This is a genomic window from Pseudomonas sp. PP3 (genome assembly GCF_905336995.1).
GTDB classification, from domain to species: Bacteria; Pseudomonadota; Gammaproteobacteria; order Pseudomonadales; family Pseudomonadaceae; genus Aquipseudomonas; species Aquipseudomonas reinekei.
In genome coordinates, this window is sequence record NZ_HG995459.1 from 1723747 (window position 1) to 1746270 (window position 22524).

A 22524-nucleotide genomic window follows, 5' to 3' on the forward strand; every position below is an offset into this window, starting at 1 on the left:
CGCAGCTTGGCTTGCAGCTTGCGGCTTGAAGCTTTTCGCAAAAGAGGATTTTTTGAATGTCGCAGAAATTTGACGTAGTAGTGATCGGCGCTGGCCCTGGCGGCTATGTGGCTGCCATCAAGGCTGCCCAACTGGGCCTCAGCACTGCTTGCATCGAGAAGTACACCGACAAGGAAGGCAAACTGGCGCTGGGCGGTACCTGCCTGAACGTCGGCTGCATTCCATCCAAGGCCCTGCTGGACAGCTCGTGGAAATTCCACGAAGCCCAGGACGGTTTCGCGATCCACGGTATCAATCACGCTGGCGTGACCATGGACGTACCGGCAATGGTTGGCCGTAAAGCCAACATCGTCAAAGGCCTGACCTCCGGCGTTGCGACCCTGTTCAAAGCCAACGGTGTGACCTCGATCCAGGGTCACGGCAAACTGCTGGCCGGCAAGAAAGTTGAAGTCACCAAGCCAGATGGCTCGGTAGAAATCATCGAAGCCGAAAACGTCATCCTGGCTCCAGGTTCGCGTCCGATCGACATTCCGCCCGCTCCGGTTGACCAGAATGTGATCGTCGATTCGACTGGCGCTCTGGAATTCCAATCCGTACCTAAGCGTCTGGGCGTGATCGGCGCTGGCGTAATCGGTCTGGAACTGGGTTCGGTCTGGTCGCGCCTGGGTGCGGAAGTGACTGTCCTGGAAGCCCTGGACACCTTCCTGATGGCCGCCGACGCAGCCGTTTCCAAGGAAGCGCTGAAAACCCTGACCAAACAGGGTCTGGACATCAAGCTGGGCGCTCGCGTGACCGGTTCGAAAGTGAACGGCGACGAAGTTGTCGTGAACTACACCGATGCCAACGGCGAACAGAACATCACTTTCGACAAGCTGATCGTAGCCGTTGGTCGCCGTCCGGTGACCACTGATCTGCTGGCTGCCGACTGCGGCGTGACCCTGGACGAGCGCGGTTTCGTGCACGTCGACGATCACTGCGCTACCACCGTACCGGGCGTCTACGCCATCGGTGACGTGGTTCGCGGCATGATGCTGGCGCACAAGGCGTCCGAAGAAGGCATCATGGTTGTCGAGCGCATCAAGGGTCACAAGGCCCAGATGAACTATGAATTGATCCCTTCGGTTATTTATACTCACCCGGAAATCGCGTGGGTGGGTAAAACCGAGCAGGCCTTGAAAGCTGAAGGCGTTGAAGTTAACGTCGGCACCTTCCCGTTCGCAGCCTCCGGCCGTGCCATGGCTGCCAACGATACCGGTGGTTTCGTCAAGGTCATCGCTGATGCCAAGACAGACCGCGTACTGGGCGTCCACGTGATTGGCCCAAGCGCTGCCGAACTGGTTCAGCAGGGCGCGATCGGTATGGAATTCGGCACCAGCGCTGAAGACCTGGGCATGATGGTTTTCTCCCATCCGACCCTGTCTGAAGCCTTGCACGAAGCTGCTCTGGCAGTGAATGGCGGCGCCATCCACATCGCCAACCGCAAGAAGCGTTAAGACAATAAGAAACCACGGCGGAATGGCCCGTCGTGAGCCTTGCATGCAAGACTCACCGCGGAATATCCGCTGGACGCAGTCTTGCATGGCCGCACCGGGTATCCGGAAAGGCTATGCAAGCAGCAGTCACAGGTGGTGCGGCACTTGAATGAGTGCAGCACCGAATGCGCAGTACCTAACGAAGACGGTAATAAGCATGAATCTTCACGAGTATCAGGGTAAGCAGCTGTTCGCTGAGTACGGCCTGCCAGTTTCCACCGGTTATGCGGTAGACACCCCGGAAGCAGCAGCAGAAGCTTGCGACAAAATCGGCGGCAGCGAGTGGGTTGTCAAAGCCCAGGTCCACGCCGGTGGTCGCGGTAAAGCGGGCGGCGTCAAGCTGGTTCGCAGCAAAGAAGACGCCAAAGCCTTCGCACAGCAGTGGCTGGGCAAGCGTCTGGTGACTTACCAGACTGACGCCAATGGTCAGCCAGTCACCAAGATCCTGGTTGAATCGTGCACTGATATCGCTAAAGAGCTGTACCTGGGCGCTGTCGTTGACCGTTCGAGCCGTCGTATCGTGTTCATGGCTTCCACCGAAGGTGGCGTGGACATCGAGAAAATCGCTCACGACACTCCAGAAAAAATTCTGAAAGCCACTATCGATCCACTGGTTGGCGCTCAGCCATTCCAGGGTCGCGAGCTGGCATTCCAGTTGGGTCTGGAAGGCAAGCAAGTTGCTCAGTTCGCCAAGATCTTCGTAGGTCTGGCCAAGCTGTTCAAGGATCACGACCTGGCCCTGCTGGAAGTGAACCCGCTGGTGATCAAGGCTGACGGCGATCTGCACTGCCTGGACGCCAAGATCAACATCGACGCCAACGCCATGTACCGTCAGCCTAAGCTGAAGACTTTCCACGATCCGTCGCAAGACGATCCGCGCGAAGCGCACGCTGCCAAGTTCGAACTGAACTACGTAGCGCTGGAAGGCAACATCGGTTGCATGGTCAACGGTGCTGGCCTGGCCATGGGTACCATGGACATCGTCAACCTGCATGGCGGCAAGCCAGCCAACTTCCTCGACGTGGGCGGCGGTGCTACCAAAGAACGCGTTACCGAAGCATTCAAAATCATTCTGTCCGACACCAACGTCGCTGCAGTACTGGTTAACATCTTCGGCGGCATCGTTCGTTGCGACATGATTGCCGAAGGCATCATCGGTGCAGTGAAAGAAGTCGGCGTGAAAATCCCGGTTGTTGTTCGCCTTGAAGGCAACAACGCTGAGCTGGGCGCTAAAGTACTGGCAGAAAGCGGTTTGAACATCATCGCTGCTACCAGCCTGACCGACGCTGCTCAACAAGTTGTCAAAGCTGCGGAGGGCAAATAATGAGCGTCCTGATCAATAAAGACACCAAAGTTATCTGCCAGGGTATTACCGGTTCGCAAGGTAGTTTCCACACCCAGCAAGCCATCGAGTACGGCACCAAGATGGTGGGTGGTGTAACTCCAGGCAAAGGCGGCACCGAGCACCTGGGCCTGCCAGTGTTCAACACCGTGAAAGACGCTGTAGCTGCCACTGGCGCCACCGCCAGCGTGATCTACGTTCCGGCTCCTTTCTGCAAAGACTCGATCCTGGAAGCGGCTTTCGGCGGCATCAAGCTGATCGTGTGCATCACCGAAGGCATTCCTACCCTGGACATGCTGGACGCTAAAGTTAAGTGCGACGAGCTGGGTGTTACCCTGATCGGCCCTAACTGCCCAGGCGTGATCACCCCAGGCGAATGCAAGATCGGCATCATGCCAGGTCACATTCACTTGCCAGGCAAGGTCGGTATCGTTTCCCGTTCCGGCACCCTGACCTACGAAGCTGTGAAGCAAACCACTGACGCCGGTTTCGGTCAGTCGACTTGCGTCGGCATCGGTGGTGACCCGATCCCGGGTTCGAACTTCATCGACATCCTGAAGTTGTTCCAGGAAGACCCGAAGACCGAAGCGATCGTGATGATCGGTGAGATCGGCGGTTCGGCTGAAGAAGAAGCGGCTGCCTACATCAAGGCACACGTGACCAAGCCGGTTGTTTCCTACATCGCGGGTGTGACTGCTCCTCCGGGCAAGCGCATGGGCCATGCTGGCGCAATCATCTCCGGCGGCAAAGGCACTGCAGACGAGAAATTCGCTGCGCTGCAAGACGCAGGCGTTAAAACCGTGCGTTCGCTGGCAGACATCGGCAAAGCCCTGGCTGAGCTGACTGGTTGGGCTGTCAAGTAAGCCTCGCGCTTAACTGACGCTTCACCAAACAAAGGCCACCTTCGGGTGGCCTTTGTCGTTCCAGGTGTATGAGAAACACATGAGGCTTTTTTTGAGGCGAGGGCGCTTGCTCCCGCCGGGCTGCGAAGCAGCCCCAAAAACATACAGCCGCGTTCTAAAGGATGAAATGCGTTGTCTGGCATTACGCCTGCTTCGCAGGCGAGCAGGAGCAAGCTCCCTCGCCGCAGGGACGTTTCATGAAATTTAGATATGTAAACGCGACACAGAGATGTCGCGTATCGGATAGTTCGCCCTTTAACAGTGCGTTTACCACCCAAATTCGTTAGGCTACGCGCCATTTTTGCGTCTGCGGCCCACAAGGCAGCAACGCGCTAAAAGGGTCGGTCTTATACGGACTGACAGCATTTCCCTCACCCATAGGGAAATCCCTCTCTAAATTCCGATTCAGTAGTGTGGTATTTCCTTAATGAAAGTGTTGAAAGGCCAGGACATCCTGGCACTTGGTTTTATGACGTTTGCCCTGTTCGTCGGGGCTGGCAACATCATCTTCCCGCCTATCGTCGGTTTGCAGTCCGGGCCTAATGTCTGGATGGCAGCGCTGGGCTTTCTGGTTACAGCGGTCGGTCTGCCGGTGATCACTGTTGTGGCGCTGGCCAAGGTGGGCGGCGCCATGGACGCGCTGAGCAGTCCGATCGGTAAAGTCGCGGGTGGCCTGCTGGCAGCCGCGTGCTACCTCGCGGTCGGCCCGCTGTTTGCGACACCGCGTACGGCGACCGTATCTTTCGAAGTGGGTCTGGCGCCATTGACCGGCGAGAGCCCGTTGGCGCTGTTCCTCTACAGCTCGGTGTACTTCCTGCTGGTGTTCTTCATTTCCCTGTATCCCGGGCGTTTGCTGGACACTGTTGGACGCTTCCTCGCGCCGCTGAAGATCATCGCGCTCGCCGTGCTGGGCATCGCTGCATTCGCTTTGCCGGCCGGTGACATTGGTCACGCCACCCCTGAATACGTTGCAGCACCGTTCTCCCAAGGCTTCATCAATGGTTACCTGACCATGGATACCCTGGGCGCCCTGGTATTCGGCATCGTCATCGTCAACGCGATCCGTTCCCGCGGTGTTGAATCGCCAGCGCTGATTACCCGTTACGCGATCATCGCCGGGCTGATTGCCGGTGTAGGTCTGGCGCTGGTTTATGTCAGCCTGTTCCGCCTCGGTTCGGGCAGCCACGAAGTGGCCGCCGGCGCTACCAATGGCGCGGCGGTATTGCACGCCTACGTACAGCACACCTTCGGTTCGTTAGGCAGTGGCTTCCTTGCGGTGCTGATCTCCCTGGCGTGCCTGGTGACCGCGGTCGGCCTGACCTGTGCCTGCGCCGAGTACTTCAGCCGTGTGGTGCCGCTGTCCTACAAGACCCTGGTGATCATTCTTGCTGCGTTCTCGCTGCTGGTGTCCAACCTGGGCCTGACCAAGCTGATTGCGTTCTCGATCCCGGTACTCACTGCGATCTATCCGCCATGCATCGTTCTGGTGGCGCTGAGCTTCTGTAAGGACTTCTGGCATGAGCAGGGTCGTATCCTCGGTCCGGTCATGCTGGTGTCGTTCATTTTCGGCCTAATCGACGCCCTCAAGGGGGCGGGCCTGGCGGACTGGATGCCAAGTCAAATGGCGCATCTGCCGTTGAGCGAGCAGGGCCTGGCCTGGTTGGTGCCGTCGGTGATGACAATGGTGGTTGCCGTGGTTTGCGATCGTCTGCTGGGCAAGCGCGAAGAAGCGTTGGCTTAAAGGTAGCCGGCCCGCCACAAGCGGGCCTGACAGGCAGAAACAGAAATGCCCCGTATCAATCGATACGGGGCATTTTTTTGTGAGGGGGGCGGTGTCTTTTTTCTTGGGCTAACGTCGAACGTCGAAGCACTGCAAAACCCTTTGTGGGAGCAATTGCTCCTACAGGGATCGTGTGTTCTGCCACTTCATCACAAGGACCCGCATGTCGTTCATCCAAGCCAACCTGATCCATATTATGGCGGCCATCTGGTTTGTCATCTGCTGGGGCGGTTACACCCGCTATGCCACATGGAAAGGCCGTGACACCGCGTGCCTGGCCAGTGTTCTGCACCTGTATCGCGAAGACTGGATGCGCCGCATGCTGCTGCGTGACAACCGTATCGCGGATGCCAGCGTGATCGGCAATCTGGAACGCAACGCGTCGTTCTTCGCCTCCAGCACGCTGATTATCCTGGCCGGTATTCTCACGGTGCTCGGGGCGTCCGAGCGGGCGGTATCGTTGTTGGCGGATATCCCGATGGTGCAACAGGCCTCCCAGGGCATGTCGGAAATCAAGCTGCTGTGCCTGGCGCTGGTGTTCGTCTATGCGTTCTTCACGTTCAGCTGGTGCATGCGTCAGTACAACTTCGCGGCGATTCTGGTGGGCTCTGCACCCATGGTCGGCGAACGTCATGTCTCCGAGCTGGAGCGCAAAGCCTTTGCCGCCCGCGCGGCGCGTGTCATCTCGATGGCCGCCAACCAGTTCAACTTCGGCCTGCGCTCCTACTACTTCGGCATGACCATGCTGGCCTGGTTCGTCAGCCCGTGGTTGTTCATGTTGATGAGTGCCGGTGTGGTGTTCGTGTTGTATCGCCGCGAGTTTCACTCCGACGTTCTCGACGTGATGGTCTATACCCCTACAGAGGCGCCATTGCCCGAGGTGAATAAAGAGGCTGCTTGATGAGTATTCCATTCTGGTGTGTGTTTATCAGTGCCGTGCTGATTTACGTGGCGCGCATGCCCGTGACCACAGCCATGAAAGCGCAGGGCGGGTACAACAACCACTTGCCGCGCCAACAGCAGGCGCAACTCACCGGATTGGGTGCCCGGGCGGTGGCGGCGCATCAGAATAGCTTTGAGGCATTCATATTGTTTGCGGTGGGGGTGCTGATGGCGCATACCACGCAGACAGCTGGGTGGCTGATTGACCTGCTGGCGATCATCTTCGTGATCTCGCGAGTTATCTATTTGGTATGTTACTGGAAGGACCTGACGTGGCAGCGCAGTCTGGTATGGCTGGTGGGGTTAGTTTGTTCGTTGTTGTTGATGATTAGTCCGACTTTTCGAACGCTTTTGCTCTAACGCTGGCACTGCAACAGAAAACGCAGGCAAAAGAAAACCCGCACTTGGCGGGCTTCTTTTATCACGCTAAAAACCGAATTAATTCTTAGGTGCTTCCGGAGCAGCTTCTTTAGCCGCTTCTGCATTCGATTCAGCCTGATCTTTGGCAGCTTCGGCGTTTTCTTTCGCCGCGTCGTTCACTTTATCCTGAGCTTTGCTCATGTCTTGCTGAGCTTGCTCAGCATGTTCGGCAGCATCTTGAGCTTTGTCCTCGGATTTTTTATCGCAGGCTGCGAGACCGAGGGAAGCGGTCAACATCAAGGCAATAGCTAAAGTCTTACGCATGGGGTGTTTCTCCTTATGGAAAATGTTCTATCTGGCCTTAAGAGCCCGGGCGTCAGGGTTAAGTTCCTCAAATTCTTCAGATATATAAGTTTGTTCTAACGCGGAACTTTTACCCGGACCGCTACTGCACTGTCTGACTATAAATAAGAGTTTTTATCAAATGGCCGAAAACCCCGTTTTTGAGCGCGCGACGCGATTTCTATCGGCGCTGAGGCATTGTCAGGTACTCGGCTTGCGGGTTCACAGCGCCAGTACCGAAGGGCTCACGGTGGTGCTGCCTTACGGCCCGCAGATCGTCGGCAACCCACAGACAGGCGTCATTCACGGCGGTGCCCTGACATCGCTGATGGACACGGCATGCGGCATGTCCACGCTTTGCGTGCTGCCCGAGTTCGAAGTCTGCCCAACCCTTGATCTGCGCATCGATTACATGCACGCCGCCGAGCCGCATAAAGATGTCTACGGCTTCGCCCAGTGCTACCGGGTCACCACCGATGTGATTTTCGCCCGCGGCTTTGCCTATCAGGACGATCCCGAACAGCCCATCGCCCATGTGGTGGGCACTTTCATGCGCATGGGCAAGGCCATCAAGGGCACTCAAAACTTTGGTGGCGTGATCAAGGGAGCGGGGCAATGAGCGATTTCAAACGACAGCTTCAAGACGCTCACGAGAAAGGCGACTACGCGCCGCTGCTGCAACTCATTCCCTATGCCGGGCTGATCGGTGTCGAGTGTTCACGGGTGGGGGATGAATTGCTGTTTCGTCTACCGGCCAACAAGGACAACATTGGTAATCCTTTATTGCCTGCCATCCATGGCGGCGTGATTGCCGGTTTCATGGAGCTGTCCGCTGCATTGCACCTGCTGATTGCTACCGGCTCGCCGGGTGTACCGAAGATCATCGACTTCTCCCTCGATTACCTGCGCGCCGGGCAGTTCCGCGATACCTGGGCTCGATGCCAGGTTTGCCGTCAGGGGCGTCGGGTGGCCAACGTGGCGATTACCGCCTGGCAAACCACCGAAGGCGAACCCATCGCCACGGCCCGGGCGCATTTCAAACTCGAGGAGCCCTTGAAATCCTGAACTCAGCCCCCAACTCTGATGACAACCCGCCGCAGACCGCTCAAGGTCGCGGCCAATGCCATCTGATTGGAGTTTGATGACCATGAGTGTGGAAACTCAAAAGGAAACCCTGGGCTTCCAGACCGAGGTGAAGCAACTGCTGCACCTCATGATCCATTCGCTGTATTCCAACAAGGAAATTTTCCTTCGCGAACTGATCTCGAACGCCTCTGACGCTGTAGACAAATTACGTTTCGAAGCGCTGTCCAAGCCAGAACTGCTGGAAGGTGGCGCCGAACTGAAAATCCGCGTGAGCTTCGACAAGGACGCCAAGACCGTCACCCTCGAAGACAACGGCATTGGCATGAGCCGCGAGGATGCGATCACGCACCTGGGCACCATCGCCAAGTCCGGTACCGCCGATTTCATGAAGCACCTGACCGGCGACCAGAAAAAAGACTCGCACCTGATCGGTCAGTTTGGTGTGGGTTTCTACTCCGCATTCATCGTCGCTGACAAAGTCGACGTGTACAGCCGTCGTGCCGGCAACGCCGCCAGCGAAGGCGTGCATTGGTCGTCCAAAGGCGAGGGCGATTTCGAAGTTGCAACGGTTGATAAAGCCGAGCGCGGTACTCGCATCGTCCTGCACCTGAAATCCGGTGAAGACGAGTTCGCCGATGGCTGGCGTCTGCGCAACATCATCAAGAAATACTCCGATCACATCGCTTTGCCGATCGAACTGCCGAAAGAAGTGGCAGCTGCCGAAGGCGAAGAGCAACCGGCTGTTGAATGGGAAACCGTCAACCGCGCCAGCGCCCTGTGGACCCGTCCGCGTACCGAGATCAAGGACGAGGAATATCAGGAGTTCTACAAGCACATCGCTCACGACTTCGAAAACCCGCTGAGCTGGAGCCACAACAAGGTCGAAGGCAAGCTGGAATACAGCTCGCTGCTGTACGTGCCGGCCCGTGCTCCATTCGACCTGTACCAGCGTGAAGCGCCGAAAGGCCTGAAGCTCTATGTGCAGCGTGTGTTCGTCATGGACCAGGCCGAATCGTTCCTGCCGCTGTACCTGCGTTTCATCAAAGGCGTGGTCGACTCCAATGACCTGTCGCTGAACGTGTCGCGGGAAATCCTGCAGAAGGACCCGATCATCGACTCCATGAAGTCGGCGCTGACCAAGCGCGTTCTGGACATGCTGGAAAAACTGGCGAAGAACGAGCCTGAGCAATACCAGGGCTTCTGGAAAAACTTCGGCCAGGTCATGAAAGAAGGCCCGGCTGAAGACTTCGCCAACAAAGAGAAAATCGCCGGCCTGCTGCGTTTCGCATCGACCAACGGCGACGACGGCGAGCAGGTTGTCGGCCTGGCCGAGTACCTGGCACGCGCCAAGGAAGGTCAGGACAAGATTTACTACCTCACCGGCGAAACCTACGCACAAGTCAAAAACAGCCCGCACCTGGAAGTCTTCCGCAAGAAAGGCATCGAAGTGCTGCTGCTGACCGACCGCATCGATGAGTGGCTGATGAGCTACCTCAACGATTTCGACGGCAAGAGCTTTGTCGACGTGGCGCGCGGTGACCTGGACCTCGGCAACCTGGACTCGGAAGAGGACAAGAAAGCTGCGGAAGAAGTCGCCAAGTCCAAAGAAGGTCTGGTTGAGCGTCTGAAAACTGCGCTGGGAGAATCCGTCGCTGAAGTGCGGGTTTCCCACCGTCTGACCGACTCCCCGGCGATTCTGGCCATCGGCGAACAGGACCTGGGTCTGCAAATGCGTCAGATCCTCGAAGCCAGCGGTCAGAAGGTTCCGGATTCGAAGCCGATCTTCGAATTCAACCCGGCTCACCCGCTGATCGAGAAGCTCGACAACGAGCAGAGTGACGAGCGCTTCGGCGACCTGTCGCACATCCTCTTCGATCAGGCAGCGCTGGCGGCTGGCGACAGCTTGAAAGATCCGGCGGCATACGTGCGTCGTCTGAACAAGCTATTGGTTGAGCTGTCGGCTTAATCAGGTTGTAGAAAAACCCGCTTCGGCGGGTTTTTTCATTCTGGTGTTCACCAATCAGGAGTCAGAAATGAGCCAAATCACTGTACGTTCGGTTGCCTATCAAATTGATGGCCAATCCTATGAAAGCCGTCTGGCGTTCGACGCCGATCACAAAGGCCCGCTTCCGGGGCTGTTGATGGCGCCGAACTGGATGGGCGTCAGCGCCGGTGCTGAAGAGATCGCCAGATCGGTGGCAGCCAAGGGCTACGTGGTGCTGATCGCGGACATCTATGGTCAGTCGATTCGCCCGCAGAACAACGACGAGGCGGGCGCGGCGATGATGCCGTTGAAAAATGACCGGGCATTGCTGCGCAAGCGCATGCAGGTGGCGTTCGAACAGTTGCAAAGCCAGGGGGAAGCGGTGGTCGATAGCTCGAAACTGGCGACCTACGGTTTCTGCTTTGGTGGTTGCTGTGCCCTGGAGTTTGCCCGTACCGGCGCACCGGTGAAGGCGGCGGTATCGTTCCACGGTACGCTGGACACACCGAATCCGGCCGATGCGAAGAACATCAAGGGCAAGGTGCTGGTACTGCACGGCGCGTCTGATCCATTGGTGCCGAAAGAGCAATTGCCAGCGTTCGAAGATGAAATGAACGCGGCCGGTGTGGATTGGCAGTTGCTGAGTTACGGCGGCGCGTTCCACTCGTTCACCGATCCGCATGCGAATGTGCCGGGAATGATGATGTATGACGCGAAAATTGCCGCACGGGCGTTCACGTCGATGCATAACTTGCTGGACGAAGTGTTCAAGGGCTGACCATGATTTGGTCGGTGTGAGCGCCGACCCCTTCGCGGGCAAGCCCGCGAAGGGGCCTGACAGTCTATAGAAAAGCTAAGGCAGTTCGATCCTGTCAACTTCCCCCGGCACCGTCGGCCAATCCCCGGCCGCCCAGCGTCGGCGTGCTTCATCGATGGCTGCCGGATCGCTCGCGACAAAATTCCAGTTGATCCGCCGCGGCCCATCCAGTGGCGCGCCACCCAATAGCACCGCATGCGTGTCGCTGTCAGCAGACAGGGTCATTTCCTCTCCGGCAGGCAAAACCACCAGCGAATGCGGCTCTATCGATTCGCCATCCAGTTGTACCTCACCGCTCAATACATACAGCGCACGCTCTTCATGCTCGGTGGGAATCAGCAGCGTCGTCGCCGTTTGCAGGTGCAGTTCGGCGTACAGCGTGGGCGAGAGCACCGGCACCGGCGATTCCAGGCAAAAGCCTGAACCGGCGATCATGCGGATCTTCACTCCAAGGTTGTCGCTGACCGGGAGCGTAGCCGCCGGGTGATGGCTGTAATGCCCCGGGCCTTGTTCGTGATCTTTCGGGGACGCCAGCCAGATCTGCAAACCGTGCATCCTGAAACGTTGGTCCCATAGCGGCTGTGGCGTGCGTTCAACGTGGGCGATCGCGCTGCCGGCAGTCATCCAGCTGACATCGCCAGCATTGACCACCTGATCGGAACCGAGGCTGTCCTTGTGCTGGATCTGCCCGTCGAACAAGTAGGTGAGGGTCGACAGCCCGATATGCGGGTGCTGTCGGATGTTCATGCCTTTGCCTGCCGGATACTCGGTTTCGAGCATGTGGTCGAAAAACACGAAGGGCCCGACATTACGGCATTTGGCTGACGGCAACGGGCGAAGAATCGGCTGGCCTTCGACATCTTCGGCGCGGGGGCGGATCACGAGCGGAGTGTTCATGGTGCATTCCAGGCTGAGCGGGTAATGCGTGGGAGCATAACCCGCTTGCGCAGCCGTTGCCGCTATTGGCTGAACGCGCCTTCAGACAGATGGGTTTCGATGCTGACTTCGCTGGTGGTCATCAGCTTGTGGATCGGGCAGCGATCAGCGACGCGGAGCAGCTCTTCGCGCTGAGCGTCGGTGAGCACGCCCTTGAGCGTCAGTTTGACGTGCAGCGCGTACTTGCCTTTCTGTTCCTGGCTGTTGTCGCGCTTGACCTCCACGCCGACGCCGGTGAGCGGGATGTCTTTCTTCTTCGCGTAGAGCTTCAGGGTCAGGGCCTTGCAGGCGCCGAGTGCCGCGTCGAAATAGTCGTGGGGTTCCGGGGCCGAACCGTCACCGCCAGCCGTGACGGGCACATCGGCGAAAAGTTCGTGGTCATCGATCTGGACACTGTGGCGAAAACCTTCGGCGGAAACGGTATTGACGGTGACAGTCATGGAGAACCTCGCAAGCGACAGGAAAAGTCATTCGATCAAAAAAGACCTTGAAGGTATAGAGCGTTGTGCCGGGCGTGCGTTCCTGCTTTTTATCATCTTCAAAGAAAAGCCCCGCAATGGCGGGGCTTCTTCAGGTCGATCCGGATCAGCTGCCTTTGACAGCCTTACCGTTGACGGTGCCATCCAGGAGCATGATGTTGTACTCCTTGCCGTCGGTTTCGACCTGTTGCAGGCGGACCAGCAGATAGTCCCAATCCTTGGCGAACCACAGCACGGTGATGCGCTTGCTTTGTGTCGGATCGCGCACGCGCTCGACCTTGATCGCGTCGATCTGGCCTGCCTTGGTGTCGACTTTTTCCGAACCGAGCACGCGGAAGTCATAAGTATCGACTTCGCCATCATCGACAACCTGATAGCTCATGCTCTTTTTGCCGGCAGCCACGTCGTGTTGCAGCGCCAGTTGATAGGTGGATTTGTCGAGCATGCCGCGGTTCAGCGGAATATTGACCGCGTCACCACGATCAGTACCGGTGACCTTTTTGGCCGTCCAGTCGAAGTCCAGATCGGCCTTCTTGGCTTTGCCCAGGCCGCCGCGTTCGAAGTGATAGGACTGTGGCAGCAGGGTGTCCTTGTCGACGGTCAGGGTGCTTTCTTCGGACAGGCTGGCGATCATCATCGACGCCTTGAAGTTGAGCTTCCAGACGCCGTTGGCTTCCTTGGTCAGGCTGCGTTCAGCGGTGCCGCTCATGGGCAACTGCTTCCAGTCGGCGGTGTAGCTGGCGGAGAACGGTTGAAGGTCTGCGGCTTGCGCGAATGGCAAGGCAAGCAGAGCGCAAGCGAAGAGCAGGGCGCGACGCATAAAATCTCCTAGGTTCGAATCAAGTGGCCGCTGGCCGCGAGTAACTGTCCATCCAGTAAAGCACCTTGATCACTGAGTGATAACCGGCCTTCGGCAAACCAGCGTACGGCCATCGGGTAGATCAGGTGTTCCTGAGCATGGACTCGCTGCGCCAGACTTTGCGGCGAGTCATGCAACTCTACCGGTATTACTGCCTGTACGACCAGTGGTCCGCCATCGAGTTCCTCGGTGACGAAGTGCACGGAGCAGCCGTGTTCGGTGTCGCCGGCCTCCAGCGCGCGCTGATGAGTGTGTAACCCTTTGTATTTGGGTAGCAGCGAGGGATGGATATTGAGCAGGCGACCCTGGTAGTGACGCACGAAGTCAGCGCTGAGAATGCGCATGAAGCCGGCCAGTACCACGAGTTTGGGGTTGAAAGCGTCGATCAGTTCGATCAGCGCGGCATCGAAGGCCTCACGACCTTCGAAAGCCTTGTGATCCAGCGAGCGGGTGGCGATACCCGCATCACTGGCGCGTTGCAGGCCGTAGGCGTCGGCACGGTTGGAAATCACCGCAGCGATGCGGACCGGGCTGTCGCCGGTCCGCGTGCTGTCGATCAAGGCCTGCAAGTTACTGCCGGTGCCGGACAACAGCACCACCACATCACAGGTCTGGGACATCAATGAGCCTTGAGGTTCTTCAGTTCAACCTGAGCCGCGCCTTCGGCAGCGGTGGAGATCTGACCGATGACCCATGGCTGCTCGCCGGCTTCACGCAGAACGTTCAGCGCGGTTTCGACGTGCTCTTGAGCCACGCAAATAACCATGCCTACGCCGCAGTTCAGCACGCGGTGCATTTCGTTCTCGTCGACGTTGCCCTTCTCTTGCAGCCAGTCGAACACCGCCGGGCGGGTCCAGCTCGCCACGTCAACCACGGCCTGAGCGCCTTTTGGCAGAACGCGCGGGATGTTGTCCAGCAGGCCGCCACCGGTGATATGGGCCATGGCTTTGACAGCGCCGGTTTCCTTGATCAGCTTGAGCAGCGGCTTCACGTAGATACGGGTCGGGGCCATCAGCAGATCGGTCAGCGGTTTGCCGTCGAGCTGGATATTTTCGATGTCGGCACCGGACACTTCGATGATCTTGCGGATCAGCGAGTAACCGTTGGAGTGCGGGCCGGAAGACGGCAGGGCGAGCAGGGCATCGCCAGCAGCGACTTTGGAACCGTCGATGATTTCGGATTTTTCCACGACGCCGACGCAGAAGCCGGCCAGGTCGTAGTCTTCGCCTTCGTACATGCCCGGCATTTCAGCGGTTTCGCCGCCAACCAGGGAGCAACCCGACAGTTCGCAACCAGCGCCGATACCGGTGACGACCTGGGTCGCGGTTTCGACGTTCAGTTTGCCGGTGGCGTAGTAGTCGAGGAAGAACAGCGGCTCGGCGCCGCAGACCACCAGGTCATTGACGCACATGGCGACCAGATCGATGCCGATGCTGTCGTGCTTGTTCAGGTTCAGTGCCAGGCGCAGCTTGGTGCCGACGCCGTCAGTACCGGAAACCAGCACAGGCTGCTTGTAGCCGGCCGGGATTTCGCAGAGGGCGCCGAAACCGCCCAGGCCGCCCATGACTTCCGGGCGCGCAGTGCGCTTGGCGACGCTCTTGATGCGTTCGACCAATGCTTCACCGGCGTCGATGTCTACACCGGCGTCCTTGTAGCTCAGGGAGGGTTGCTTGCTCATGATCCAGGCCTTTAGGGGGGATTCAGGGGTAACGACCGAGTCCAGCGGGGCCGCCGAAATCGACGAGGGCGATTGCCTCACGCGAATTTCGAAAGTGCCCGGCTGTTGCCGGTCTGCGAAGGCGCGCGATTTTATCAGGCTTGAAGGGCAGCGGCCATCCTCAGGCCGACGGCAGGGGGCATATCAGCCTAAAAAAACCTTAATTCTTTCCGGTTGATGGCATCCTGCTGACCTGTGCAAGGTATCGCCATTAACCGTCTATCGTTATGACAGTGCGAAAAAAACTAACCTAGAGCGTGTGAATGTTTTGCGCCGGGCGATGGTCACAGCCTTGCTCGATCGTCTTCATGCGGTCTGTTCCAGCCGCTCTTGTCGTCAGGAATCTTCCATGCGCTTTTGTAAATTCTTGTTTGTGGGCTGTTTGTCGTTGATCAGTCTTGTCAGTCATGCCGAAACCGTCAAAGGCCTCTACCAAGTGCGCGAGCCGGTCAATGGCCAGGCGCCGGAAGAACGCGATCAGGCGACCCAGCGTGCGCTGGATACGCTGGTGCTGCGCCTGACCGGAGATCCCAAGGCGGCGCAAAATCCGGGGTTGGCGGCGATTCGCAAAGACCCGCAACAAATCATCAGTCAGTACGGGTTTGATGCGGGGCCACCGGAAGTGCTTAAGGTCGATTTCGATCCTGCCTCCACCGAGCAAGCATTGCGCCGCGCCGGGCTGGCCATGTGGGGCGCCAATCGGCCATCGATTCTGAGTTGGTGGTTGAACGATTCCACGGAAGGCTCAAGTCTGGTGGGCGATGGTCAGGCCAGCGCCGCGCCGTTGCGCCGAGCGGCGCAGCATCGTGGTTTGCCGCTGCGGCTGCCGCTTGCCGATTTGAACGAGCAGATCGTCGCTACGGCGCCGAATCTGGAAAGTGCTGATCCGGCCCCGCTGCGTGGAGCGTCTGAGCGTTACAATGCCGACGCCTTGCTCGCGGTGCATGCCCGGGAAGAGGGGGGGCAGTGGCAAGCCAAGTGGCGGTTGTGGTTGGGTGATCAGAAAGAGGCGGGTAGCGTGCAGGGGGCGGATCAGGCCGCTGTGGCGGATGCCGTGATGCTGGCGGTCAACGAACGGCTGGCGCCGCGGTTTGTCGCCAAGCCGGGTGCATCGTCCCAGCAGTTGCTGGAAGTACAAGGCATGAACCTTGAACGCTATGCGGCACTTGGGCGTTTGCTGGAGCCTTTTGCCGGGCGCCCGCAAAGTGTCGACGGCGACCGGATTCTCTATCGGGTCAATGGCAGCACCGATCAATTGCGTGCCCAGCTGTCGCTGGCGAAATTGCAGGAGGTAACGGCGGCACCGGTCGCTGAAGCTCCGGTGGTTCCGGCTCAGCCTGCAGCGGACGGTTCGGCCCCTGCCGTAGCGCCAACCCCGGCACCGACTCCGCAACTGCGTTTTCGCTGGTAGATTTTCTTTCTTTATATAGAAGCAATGGAGTGGTTCATGGCCGATACGCGGCGTTGGTTCTGGTTGGGTGCAGTGGTCCTGCTCTGCGCGTTTATCTGGCTGTTACATCCGATTCTCACGCCGTTCCTGGTGGCGTTGTTGTTGGCTTATCTGTTCGATCCGCTGGTAGACCGGCTGGAAAAGGCCGGGCTGTCCCGGACCTGGGGCGTCGTGGCGGTCTTTGCGCTGTTTACCTTGATCTTGACTGCGTTGCTGTTGGTGCTGGTGCCAATGCTGGCCAAGCAGCTTTTCCGTTTGTACGAATTGGCGCCGCAGATGCTCGACTGGTTGCAGCACACCGCGCTGCCGTGGGCGCAGTCGAAGTTTGGTTTGTCGGAAGGTTTCTGGAAATTCGACAAGCTCAAGGCCGCCATCAGCGAGCACATGGGGCAAACCACTGACATTGTCGGTGTCGTGCTGAGCCAGGCGACGGCCTCTGGCCTTGCGCTGATTGGCTGGCTGGCGAATCTGGTGCTGATTCCGGTGGTGAGTTTTTACCTGTTGCGCGATTGGGATCTGATGATGGCCAAGATCCGTAGCCTCCTGCCCCGTGATCGTGAAGAGCGCGTTGTGTCCCTGGCCGGCGAATGCCATGAAGTGCTGGGGGCGTTCGTGCGTGGGCAGTTGCTGGTGATGGTGGCGCTGGGCGCCATCTATGCGGCGGGCCTGATGCTGGTAGGACTGGAGCTGGGGCTGTTGATCGGACTGATTGCCGGTCTGGCGGCGATTGTGCCGTACATGGGGTTTGTAATCGGTATTGGCGCGGCGCTGATTGCCGGGTTGTTCCAGTTCGGCGGTGATCTGTATCCGATGGTCGGTATCGTCGCGGTGTTCATGGTGGGCCAGGCGCTGGAAGGGATGGTGCTGACGCCGCTGCTGGTGGGGGATCGAATCGGCTTGCACCCGGTGGCGGTGATCTTCGCGATTCTGGCCGGTGGTGAGTTGTTCGGGTTTACCGGTGTCCTGCTGGCGCTGCCGGTGGCGGCGGTGATCATGGTGCTGGTGCGCCATATACATGATTTGTATAAGGATTCTGAGATTTACAGTGGTGTTGACGAGCCCGAGCTCTAGCGGGTGGCGCGGGCATCCCGGTTCACTCCCGGGATGTCCCGCAACCGGCGCCGGTTTGTTGCCCGCAGCGCCAAAGAAACTGTCATAAAACCGGAGCGTCAACGCAAACCTTTGATTTTGCTTGTGGTCTGTCGCATTGTGCGGTCGGCTTCACGGGTATAAACTTCGCAAACTTTACACAGAGGCCACTAACGGTTCCTTTGGAACTGTTCAGTCAGCATGAAACCGATTCAGCTGCCCCTAGGTGTGCGTCTGCGTGACGACGCCACCTTTATCAACTACTACCCAGGCGCCAATGCCGCTGCACTCGGCTATGTCGAGCGGCTGTGCGAAGCCGACGCCGGCTGGACCGAGAGTCTGATCTATCTTTGGGGCAAGCATGGGGTAGGGCGCACGCATCTGTTGCAGGCCGCATGCCTGCGATTCGAGCAGATGGGTGAACCGGCGGTGTATCTGCCGTTGGCCGAATTGATGGACCGTGGCATCGAAATCCTCGACAACCTTGAACAGTATGAGCTGGTCTGCCTGGATGACTTGCATGCAGTCGCAGGCAAGGCGGATTGGGAAGAAGCGCTGTTCCATCTGTTCAATCGTCTGCGTGACAGCGGTCGGCGTCTGCTGATTGCTGCATCGACTTCACCGCGCGAGCTGCCGGTGAAACTGGCGGACCTCAAATCCCGCCTGACCCTGGCACTGATCTTCCAGATGCGCCCGCTCTCCGATGAAGACAAACTGCGTGCCCTGCAACTGCGTGCATCCCGTCGCGGCCTGCACCTGACCGACGAAGTCGGGCATTTTATCTTGACCCGCGGAACCCGTAGCATGAGCGCGCTTTTCGACTTGCTCGAACAACTCGATCAGGCCTCGCTTCAAGCCCAGCGCAAGCTGACAATTCCCTTCCTTAAAGAGACGCTGGGTTGGTAGCAAAACCCGGTAAATTCAAGGTCTGAAGCGGTTTCTGGCATATTTCAGGCGCCAGAAAATCCGCTTTCCTGCACGGTTGCAGGCTGCGTCAACATTCAAAATAGGCTTAAGCGCTTAGATGTTAACGAGAAACCGATAAGTCACATAAAGTTCGATTGAATTTGCAAATGAGGATGATAGCGGGCATAGTCTCGGCTTCTTTACAACTATCAGCCACGGTCGTGCCCATGCTAAATCGCTTTGCACCCCTCGTGCCTCTCGCACTCGTTACCCTGTTGTTCGGTTGCGCTGCCCACACTCCAGTGGTCCAGCAAGCGCAGCAACAGCAGGTGAAAAGCTCCGTTACCGCTCAGTCTTCCGCTCTTTATCAGGAAGAACTCGCGACCGAAAAAGAACTGGCCGACTTCGCCGATGGCAAGTCCTACCAGCTGCCGGTTCTGGCAGACAGCATCCTTGAACGCGGCATGTCGCTGATCGGTACCCGTTACCGTTTCGGTGGTACCTCTGAAGCCGGCTTCGATTGCAGCGGATTCATCGGTTACCTGTTCCGTGAAGAAGCCGGCATGAATCTGCCGCGCTCCACCCGCGAAATGATCAACGTGGACGCACCACTGGTGTCGCGCAGCAAGCTCGAGCCGGGCGATCTGCTGTTCTTCGCCACCAATGGTCGCCGCGGTCGCGTCAGCCATGCCGGGATCTATCTGGGTGACAACCAGTTCATCCATTCCAGCAGCCGCCGCAGCGGTGGTGTACGGATCGATAGCCTGGGCGACAGCTACTGGAGCAAGACATTCATCGAAGCCAAGCGCGCACTCGCCATGGCGCCAGGTGCGGCTCCAATCGTCACCGCTCGCAAGTAAGCGGACAATTTGTAAGGTGAACTTAAAGTCTTACTTGAAGTTTGCCTGATAAGCGCTAGAATTCTGATCTATCAATGATGGCAAACCGCCTGCGTACTGCGCAGGCGGTTTTCTTTTCTGCGTCCCAGCAGAAAAAAGCCGCAGCCAGATCAGGATGCTCTGCTTATGTCGACGTCGGCCCGCCTCGCAATCATGTTCTTCGCAGCGCTGCTCAGCGCTTGCGCCAGCCGCACACCGCCACCCGCGCCGGTGGTCAGGGCACCCATCGTTTTCGGTCCTTCCCAATCGTTCTCACCTGAAGCGGAAGACGTGCTGTTTCGCGCGTTGGGCCTGGTGGGCACGCCTTATCGCTGGGGTGGCAATACGCCGGATTCGGGTTTTGATTGCAGTGGCTTGATTGGCTATGTGTACCGCGATGTCACCGGGATTTCCTTGCCGCGCACCACGCGCGAGATGATCACCATGCAGGCGGCGAATGTCGGCAAGGAAGGCTTGCAGACCGGTGACCTTATCTTCTTCGCCACCAACGGCGGCTCCCAGGTCAGCCATGCCGGGATTTACGTCGGCGAAGGGCGATTCGTCCATGCGCCAGCCACCGGTGGCACGGTAAAGCTCGACAGCCTGTCCAAAGCGTATTGGCAGAAAGCCTACCTGAGTGCCAAGCGCGTCCTGCAGCCGGAGCATTTGGCGCGCAATCCCTGATCTTCGGAGGTTGTCGTCATGACTGCTCGCACACTCAACCTCGACGATTCGCTGTATCAATACCTTCTGGACGTATCCCTGCGCGAGACGCCGCTGCTCAAGCGCTTGCGCGACGAAACCCAGGCATTGCCGATGGCGCGCTGGCAGGTAGCGCCCGAGCAAGGGCAGTTTCTCGCGTTGTTGGTGAAGCTCATCGGTGCGCGGCGATTGCTGGAGATCGGCACCTTTACCGGTTACAGCGCCCTGTGCATGGCGGCGGCATTGCCGGATGAAGGCTCGCTAATCTGCTGCGACATGCCGGGTGACTACAACGCCATCGCTCGTCGCTACTGGGAAGAAGCCGGATTGAGCACGCGCATTGATCTGCGCCTGGCGCCTGCGCTGGAAACGCTCGGCACGCTGCATCAGCCTGGCGAATTCGATCTGATTTTCATCGATGCCGACAAGGCCAACTACCCGGCCTATCTGGAGCACGCGCTGCGGTTGCTGCGGGTCGGTGGGCTGGCGGTGTTTGATAACACCCTGTGGAGCGGTCGGGTGCTGGAAAGCAATCCGCAGAGCGCAGACACCCGCGCGATCCAGGCGCTCAATCGAGCGTTGAAGGATGACGCGCGGGTAGATCTGTCGTTGTTGCCGCTGGGGGATGGGCTAACGCTCTGTCGTAAACGCTAACGATCGCAGCCGCTTATCGAGTCGCGGACACCCGCCATACCTTGTTTCCCACATCATCGGCCACCAGCAAGCCACCCTGCTGATCGATCACGACACCTACCGGCCGGCCCATGGCTTTTTCTTCGTCGTTGAGAAAACCGGTGAGCACATCAATCGGTTGTCCCGTCGGCTTGCCTGCGCTAAATGGCACAAAAATCACTTTGTAACCGCTGTGCGGTTTGCGGTTCCATGAGCCGTGCTGGCCGATAAAGGCGCCTTCCTTGAATTGCGCCGGCAATGTGTTGCCTTCGGCGAACGTCAGGCCCAGCGACGCGGTGTGCGGGCCGACCGCGTAGTCCGGCGCGATCGCCTTGGCCACCAGATTCGGGTTTTGCGGTTCGACGCGTACGTCGACGTGCTGGCCGTAATAGCTGAACGGCCAGCCGTAAAACCCACCGTCCTTCACGGAGGTGATGTAATCGGGCACCAGATCGCTGCCGATTTCATCCCGCTCGTTGACCGCCGTCCACAGTGCGCCGCTTTGCGGCTCCCACGCCATGCCGTTCGGATTGCGCAGGCCGGAGGCAAAGATCCGGTGATTACCGGTGGCGCGATCCACTTCCCAGATCGCCGCACGTCCTTGCTCCTGATCCATGCCGTTCTCGCCGACATTGCTGTTCGAGCCTACCGTGACGTACAGCTTGCTGCCGTCCTGGCTGGCAATCACATTTTTGGTCCAGTGGTGATTCAGTGTCCCGCCCGGTAAGTCGACGACTTTGATCGGTTGCGACTTGATGGCTGTGTCGCCGGTTTCGTAGTGGAAGCGCAGCAGGCGATCCGTGTCGGCCACGTACAGGTCGTTGCCCACCAGCGTCATGCCGAAGGGCGAGTTCAGGTTTTCCAGGAACACCGTGCGGGTCTCAGCGATGCCGTCGTGATTGCTGTCGCGCAGCAGTGTGATGCGGTTCGGGCTCGGTACGCCTGCTCCGGCGCGGCCCATGACTTTCTTGGTAATCCAGCCCTTGATGCCTTTGTTGTCATCGGGCTTGGGCGGGGCGTTGGTTTCGGCGACCAGGACGTCGCCATTGGGCAACACGTACAGCCAGCGTGGGTGATCGAGATTATCGGCAAATGCGCCGACTTGAGTGCCGCTGGCCGCCACGGGTTTTGCACCGTCCGGCCAGCCGATGGCCGGGGCGATGTTCATCGTCGGGAATAGCGTTTTGTTGGGTTCGGGCAACTTGGGTGACGGACCGGTGCCGTCGGAGACTTGCAGGCTGGAGGTTTCGCCGCAAGCGACGAGCCCTCCGGCGAGAGCGACAACGAATACGAGCTCGGATGTGCGCATTGCGGATCTTCCCTGTGGATGCCTTGATTTAATCATAGAGAAGCCTGGCCGCTGGTTGGTTCAACCCTTAAGCCGCGAGCCTGCTTCAGCAGCACGGCCATGCCGGGATGGTAACGGCCTGCCTGGTGATTGATCGGCGGCGGTTATTCATCTGTGCGCCCTGTCTTCAATTGACGCTCCACCCCCAACCCTCTAACCTTCGCGGCTTGTTTCAGGTGCTCTGTGGCTTGGGTCGACAGAGTGAAACAGGGAAGTCGGTGAGCGAGCGTTTCAGAAGTGAAGAGCCGCAATCCCGACGCTGCCCCCGCAACGGTAAATGAGTGAAAGATTGCGCCTTGGCCACTGTGTCGACAGACATGGGAAGGCGCGCAGTCTGGCGCAAGCCGCTCATGAGTCCGGAGACCGGCCTGATCCATCCAAGCGGCATCACGGTGGGCGAT

At 58.6% G+C, this 22524-nt stretch carries 23 protein-coding genes and 1 riboswitch; of the genes, 16 read left to right on the forward strand and 7 right to left on the reverse strand.

Annotated elements, in window-relative coordinates; translation table 11 throughout:
- The first annotated feature begins 56 nt into the window (after positions 1–56).
- The 6 genes from lpdA to KHO07_RS08045 all read left to right on the forward strand — a co-directional run bounded on the left by lpdA (position 57) and on the right by KHO07_RS08045 (position 6858).
- Positions 57–1493: a dihydrolipoyl dehydrogenase gene (lpdA, locus tag KHO07_RS08020; protein ID WP_212626876.1), complete on the forward strand. Its 1437-nt coding sequence runs from the start codon at positions 57–59 to the stop codon at positions 1491–1493.
- Positions 1494–1689: 196 nt separating this feature from the next.
- Positions 1690–2856, forward strand: a complete 1167-nt coding sequence (sucC, locus tag KHO07_RS08025; RefSeq protein WP_007919879.1) for an ADP-forming succinate--CoA ligase subunit beta — start codon at positions 1690–1692, stop codon at positions 2854–2856.
- The gene (sucD, locus tag KHO07_RS08030) at positions 2856–3737 is read left to right on the forward strand and encodes a succinate--CoA ligase subunit alpha (protein WP_003223019.1); all 882 of its coding nucleotides are present in this window, start codon (positions 2856–2858) and stop codon (positions 3735–3737) included. The genes sucC and sucD overlap by 1 nt, the downstream gene beginning before the upstream one ends.
- A 466-nt stretch (positions 3738–4203) precedes the next feature.
- The gene (brnQ, locus tag KHO07_RS08035; protein WP_075948469.1) at positions 4204–5517 is read left to right on the forward strand and encodes a branched-chain amino acid transport system II carrier protein; all 1314 of its coding nucleotides are present in this window, start codon (positions 4204–4206) and stop codon (positions 5515–5517) included.
- A 202-nt stretch (positions 5518–5719) separates the two neighbouring features.
- Entirely contained in the window at positions 5720–6457 is a 738-nt protein-coding gene (locus tag KHO07_RS08040) for a DUF599 family protein (protein ID WP_150734837.1), read from the forward strand.
- The gene (locus tag KHO07_RS08045; RefSeq protein ID WP_150734836.1) at positions 6457–6858 is read left to right on the forward strand and encodes an MAPEG family protein; all 402 of its coding nucleotides are present in this window, start codon (positions 6457–6459) and stop codon (positions 6856–6858) included. The genes KHO07_RS08040 and KHO07_RS08045 overlap by 1 nt, the downstream gene beginning before the upstream one ends.
- Before the next feature lie 78 nt (positions 6859–6936).
- Here the strand turns inward: KHO07_RS08045 and KHO07_RS08050 are convergent, their stop codons facing one another.
- Positions 6937–7182 (reverse strand): hypothetical protein, encoded by a 246-nt coding sequence (locus KHO07_RS08050; RefSeq protein WP_075948466.1) that lies wholly within the window; start codon positions 7180–7182, stop codon positions 6937–6939.
- Between the two features lie 160 nt (positions 7183–7342).
- Here KHO07_RS08050 and KHO07_RS08055 point away from each other — a divergent pair, with 160 nt between their 5' ends.
- The 4 genes from KHO07_RS08055 (at position 7343) to KHO07_RS08070 (ending at position 11048) form a co-directional block, all read left to right on the forward strand.
- A complete protein-coding gene (locus KHO07_RS08055; RefSeq protein WP_075948465.1) occupies positions 7343–7819 on the forward strand; it encodes a PaaI family thioesterase in 477 nt (158 codons plus the stop codon).
- Positions 7816–8265, forward strand: a complete 450-nt coding sequence (locus tag KHO07_RS08060) for a PaaI family thioesterase (RefSeq protein WP_150734835.1) — start codon at positions 7816–7818, stop codon at positions 8263–8265. Before KHO07_RS08055 ends, KHO07_RS08060 begins: the two co-directional genes overlap by 4 nt.
- Positions 8266–8347: 82 nt before the next feature.
- Positions 8348–10252, forward strand: a complete 1905-nt coding sequence (gene htpG / locus KHO07_RS08065; RefSeq protein WP_212626877.1) for a molecular chaperone HtpG — start codon at positions 8348–8350, stop codon at positions 10250–10252.
- 67 nt (positions 10253–10319) lie between these two features.
- Positions 10320–11048, forward strand: a complete 729-nt coding sequence (locus tag KHO07_RS08070; protein WP_212626878.1) for a dienelactone hydrolase family protein — start codon at positions 10320–10322, stop codon at positions 11046–11048.
- A 75-nt stretch (positions 11049–11123) separates the two neighbouring features.
- On the opposite strand, the gene KHO07_RS08075 is transcribed toward KHO07_RS08070, so the two are convergent.
- The 5 genes from KHO07_RS08075 to purM form a co-directional block, all read right to left on the reverse strand.
- Positions 11124–11984 carry a pirin family protein gene (locus KHO07_RS08075; RefSeq protein ID WP_150734832.1) on the reverse strand — a complete coding sequence of 287 codons (861 nt, stop codon included), beginning with the start codon at positions 11982–11984 and terminating at the stop codon, positions 11124–11126.
- Positions 11985–12046: 62 nt separating this feature from the next.
- Entirely contained in the window at positions 12047–12463 is a 417-nt protein-coding gene (locus KHO07_RS08080) for an OsmC family protein (RefSeq protein WP_212626879.1), read from the reverse strand.
- Between the two features lie 145 nt (positions 12464–12608).
- Complete coding sequence (locus KHO07_RS08085) at positions 12609–13322, reverse strand: DUF3108 domain-containing protein (RefSeq protein ID WP_150734830.1); 714 nt, start codon at positions 13320–13322, stop codon at positions 12609–12611.
- An 8-nt stretch (positions 13323–13330) separates the two neighbouring features.
- Positions 13331–13981, reverse strand: coding sequence for a phosphoribosylglycinamide formyltransferase (gene purN / locus KHO07_RS08090; protein WP_075948459.1), 651 nt, complete (start codon positions 13979–13981; stop codon positions 13331–13333).
- The gene (gene purM, locus KHO07_RS08095) at positions 13981–15039 is read right to left on the reverse strand and encodes a phosphoribosylformylglycinamidine cyclo-ligase (RefSeq protein WP_008148639.1); all 1059 of its coding nucleotides are present in this window, start codon (positions 15037–15039) and stop codon (positions 13981–13983) included. Before purM ends, purN begins: the two co-directional genes overlap by 1 nt.
- 388 nt (positions 15040–15427) lie before the next feature.
- Between purM and KHO07_RS08100 the strand changes: the two genes are divergently transcribed.
- The 6 genes from KHO07_RS08100 to KHO07_RS08125 all read left to right on the forward strand — a co-directional run bounded on the left by KHO07_RS08100 (position 15428) and on the right by KHO07_RS08125 (position 20757).
- Entirely contained in the window at positions 15428–16489 is a 1062-nt protein-coding gene (locus KHO07_RS08100) for a DUF2066 domain-containing protein (protein ID WP_212626880.1), read from the forward strand.
- A gap of 36 nt (positions 16490–16525) precedes the next feature.
- A complete protein-coding gene (locus KHO07_RS08105) occupies positions 16526–17599 on the forward strand; it encodes an AI-2E family transporter (RefSeq protein ID WP_212626881.1) in 1074 nt (357 codons plus the stop codon).
- A 219-nt stretch (positions 17600–17818) separates the two neighbouring features.
- Positions 17819–18523 (forward strand): DnaA regulatory inactivator Hda, encoded by a 705-nt coding sequence (gene hda / locus KHO07_RS08110; RefSeq protein WP_056852945.1) that lies wholly within the window; start codon positions 17819–17821, stop codon positions 18521–18523.
- 227 nt (positions 18524–18750) lie between these two features.
- The gene (locus KHO07_RS08115) at positions 18751–19383 is read left to right on the forward strand and encodes an NlpC/P60 family protein (protein WP_212626882.1); all 633 of its coding nucleotides are present in this window, start codon (positions 18751–18753) and stop codon (positions 19381–19383) included.
- Between the two features lie 165 nt (positions 19384–19548).
- On the forward strand, positions 19549–20085 hold the full coding sequence (locus KHO07_RS08120; RefSeq protein WP_150734826.1) for a C40 family peptidase: 537 nt from the start codon (positions 19549–19551) through the stop codon (positions 20083–20085).
- An 18-nt stretch (positions 20086–20103) separates the two neighbouring features.
- Positions 20104–20757 (forward strand): class I SAM-dependent methyltransferase, encoded by a 654-nt coding sequence (locus KHO07_RS08125; protein ID WP_212626883.1) that lies wholly within the window; start codon positions 20104–20106, stop codon positions 20755–20757.
- A 13-nt stretch (positions 20758–20770) separates the two neighbouring features.
- Here the strand turns inward: KHO07_RS08125 and KHO07_RS08130 are convergent, their stop codons facing one another.
- Positions 20771–22084, reverse strand: a complete 1314-nt coding sequence (locus tag KHO07_RS08130) for a sorbosone dehydrogenase family protein (protein WP_150734824.1) — start codon at positions 22082–22084, stop codon at positions 20771–20773.
- A gap of 196 nt (positions 22085–22280) precedes the next feature.
- Positions 22281–22510, forward strand: a riboswitch (cobalamin riboswitch).
- Positions 22511–22524 lie beyond the last annotated feature (14 nt).

Bases quoted from the DNA above. Each gene is read 5' to 3' on its own strand.
- KHO07_RS08105 (WP_212626881.1), top strand. From the start codon at position 16,526: ATGGCCGATACGCGGCGTTGGTTCTGGTTGGGTGCAGTGGTCCTGCTC.
- KHO07_RS08075 (WP_150734832.1), bottom strand. From the start codon at position 11,984: ATGAACACTCCGCTCGTGATCCGCCCCCGCGCCGAAGATGTCGAAGGC.
- KHO07_RS08085 (WP_150734830.1), bottom strand. From the start codon at position 13,322: ATGCGTCGCGCCCTGCTCTTCGCTTGCGCTCTGCTTGCCTTGCCATTC.
- KHO07_RS08080 (WP_212626879.1), bottom strand. From the start codon at position 12,463: ATGACTGTCACCGTCAATACCGTTTCCGCCGAAGGTTTTCGCCACAGT.
- brnQ (WP_075948469.1), top strand. From the start codon at position 4,204: ATGAAAGTGTTGAAAGGCCAGGACATCCTGGCACTTGGTTTTATGACG.
- htpG (WP_212626877.1), top strand. From the start codon at position 8,348: ATGAGTGTGGAAACTCAAAAGGAAACCCTGGGCTTCCAGACCGAGGTG.
- KHO07_RS08060 (WP_150734835.1), top strand. From the start codon at position 7,816: ATGAGCGATTTCAAACGACAGCTTCAAGACGCTCACGAGAAAGGCGAC.
- KHO07_RS08130 (WP_150734824.1), bottom strand. From the start codon at position 22,084: ATGCGCACATCCGAGCTCGTATTCGTTGTCGCTCTCGCCGGAGGGCTC.
- purM (WP_008148639.1), bottom strand. From the start codon at position 15,039: ATGAGCAAGCAACCCTCCCTGAGCTACAAGGACGCCGGTGTAGACATC.
- KHO07_RS08045 (WP_150734836.1), top strand. From the start codon at position 6,457: ATGAGTATTCCATTCTGGTGTGTGTTTATCAGTGCCGTGCTGATTTAC.
- KHO07_RS08050 (WP_075948466.1), bottom strand. From the start codon at position 7,182: ATGCGTAAGACTTTAGCTATTGCCTTGATGTTGACCGCTTCCCTCGGT.
- KHO07_RS08100 (WP_212626880.1), top strand. From the start codon at position 15,428: ATGCGCTTTTGTAAATTCTTGTTTGTGGGCTGTTTGTCGTTGATCAGT.
- KHO07_RS08055 (WP_075948465.1), top strand. From the start codon at position 7,343: ATGGCCGAAAACCCCGTTTTTGAGCGCGCGACGCGATTTCTATCGGCG.
- sucD (WP_003223019.1), top strand. From the start codon at position 2,856: ATGAGCGTCCTGATCAATAAAGACACCAAAGTTATCTGCCAGGGTATT.
- KHO07_RS08115 (WP_212626882.1), top strand. From the start codon at position 18,751: ATGCTAAATCGCTTTGCACCCCTCGTGCCTCTCGCACTCGTTACCCTG.
- lpdA (WP_212626876.1), top strand. From the start codon at position 57: ATGTCGCAGAAATTTGACGTAGTAGTGATCGGCGCTGGCCCTGGCGGC.
- KHO07_RS08120 (WP_150734826.1), top strand. From the start codon at position 19,549: ATGTCGACGTCGGCCCGCCTCGCAATCATGTTCTTCGCAGCGCTGCTC.
- purN (WP_075948459.1), bottom strand. From the start codon at position 13,981: ATGTCCCAGACCTGTGATGTGGTGGTGCTGTTGTCCGGCACCGGCAGT.
- sucC (WP_007919879.1), top strand. From the start codon at position 1,690: ATGAATCTTCACGAGTATCAGGGTAAGCAGCTGTTCGCTGAGTACGGC.
- KHO07_RS08070 (WP_212626878.1), top strand. From the start codon at position 10,320: ATGAGCCAAATCACTGTACGTTCGGTTGCCTATCAAATTGATGGCCAA.
- hda (WP_056852945.1), top strand. From the start codon at position 17,819: ATGAAACCGATTCAGCTGCCCCTAGGTGTGCGTCTGCGTGACGACGCC.
- KHO07_RS08125 (WP_212626883.1), top strand. From the start codon at position 20,104: ATGACTGCTCGCACACTCAACCTCGACGATTCGCTGTATCAATACCTT.
- KHO07_RS08040 (WP_150734837.1), top strand. From the start codon at position 5,720: ATGTCGTTCATCCAAGCCAACCTGATCCATATTATGGCGGCCATCTGG.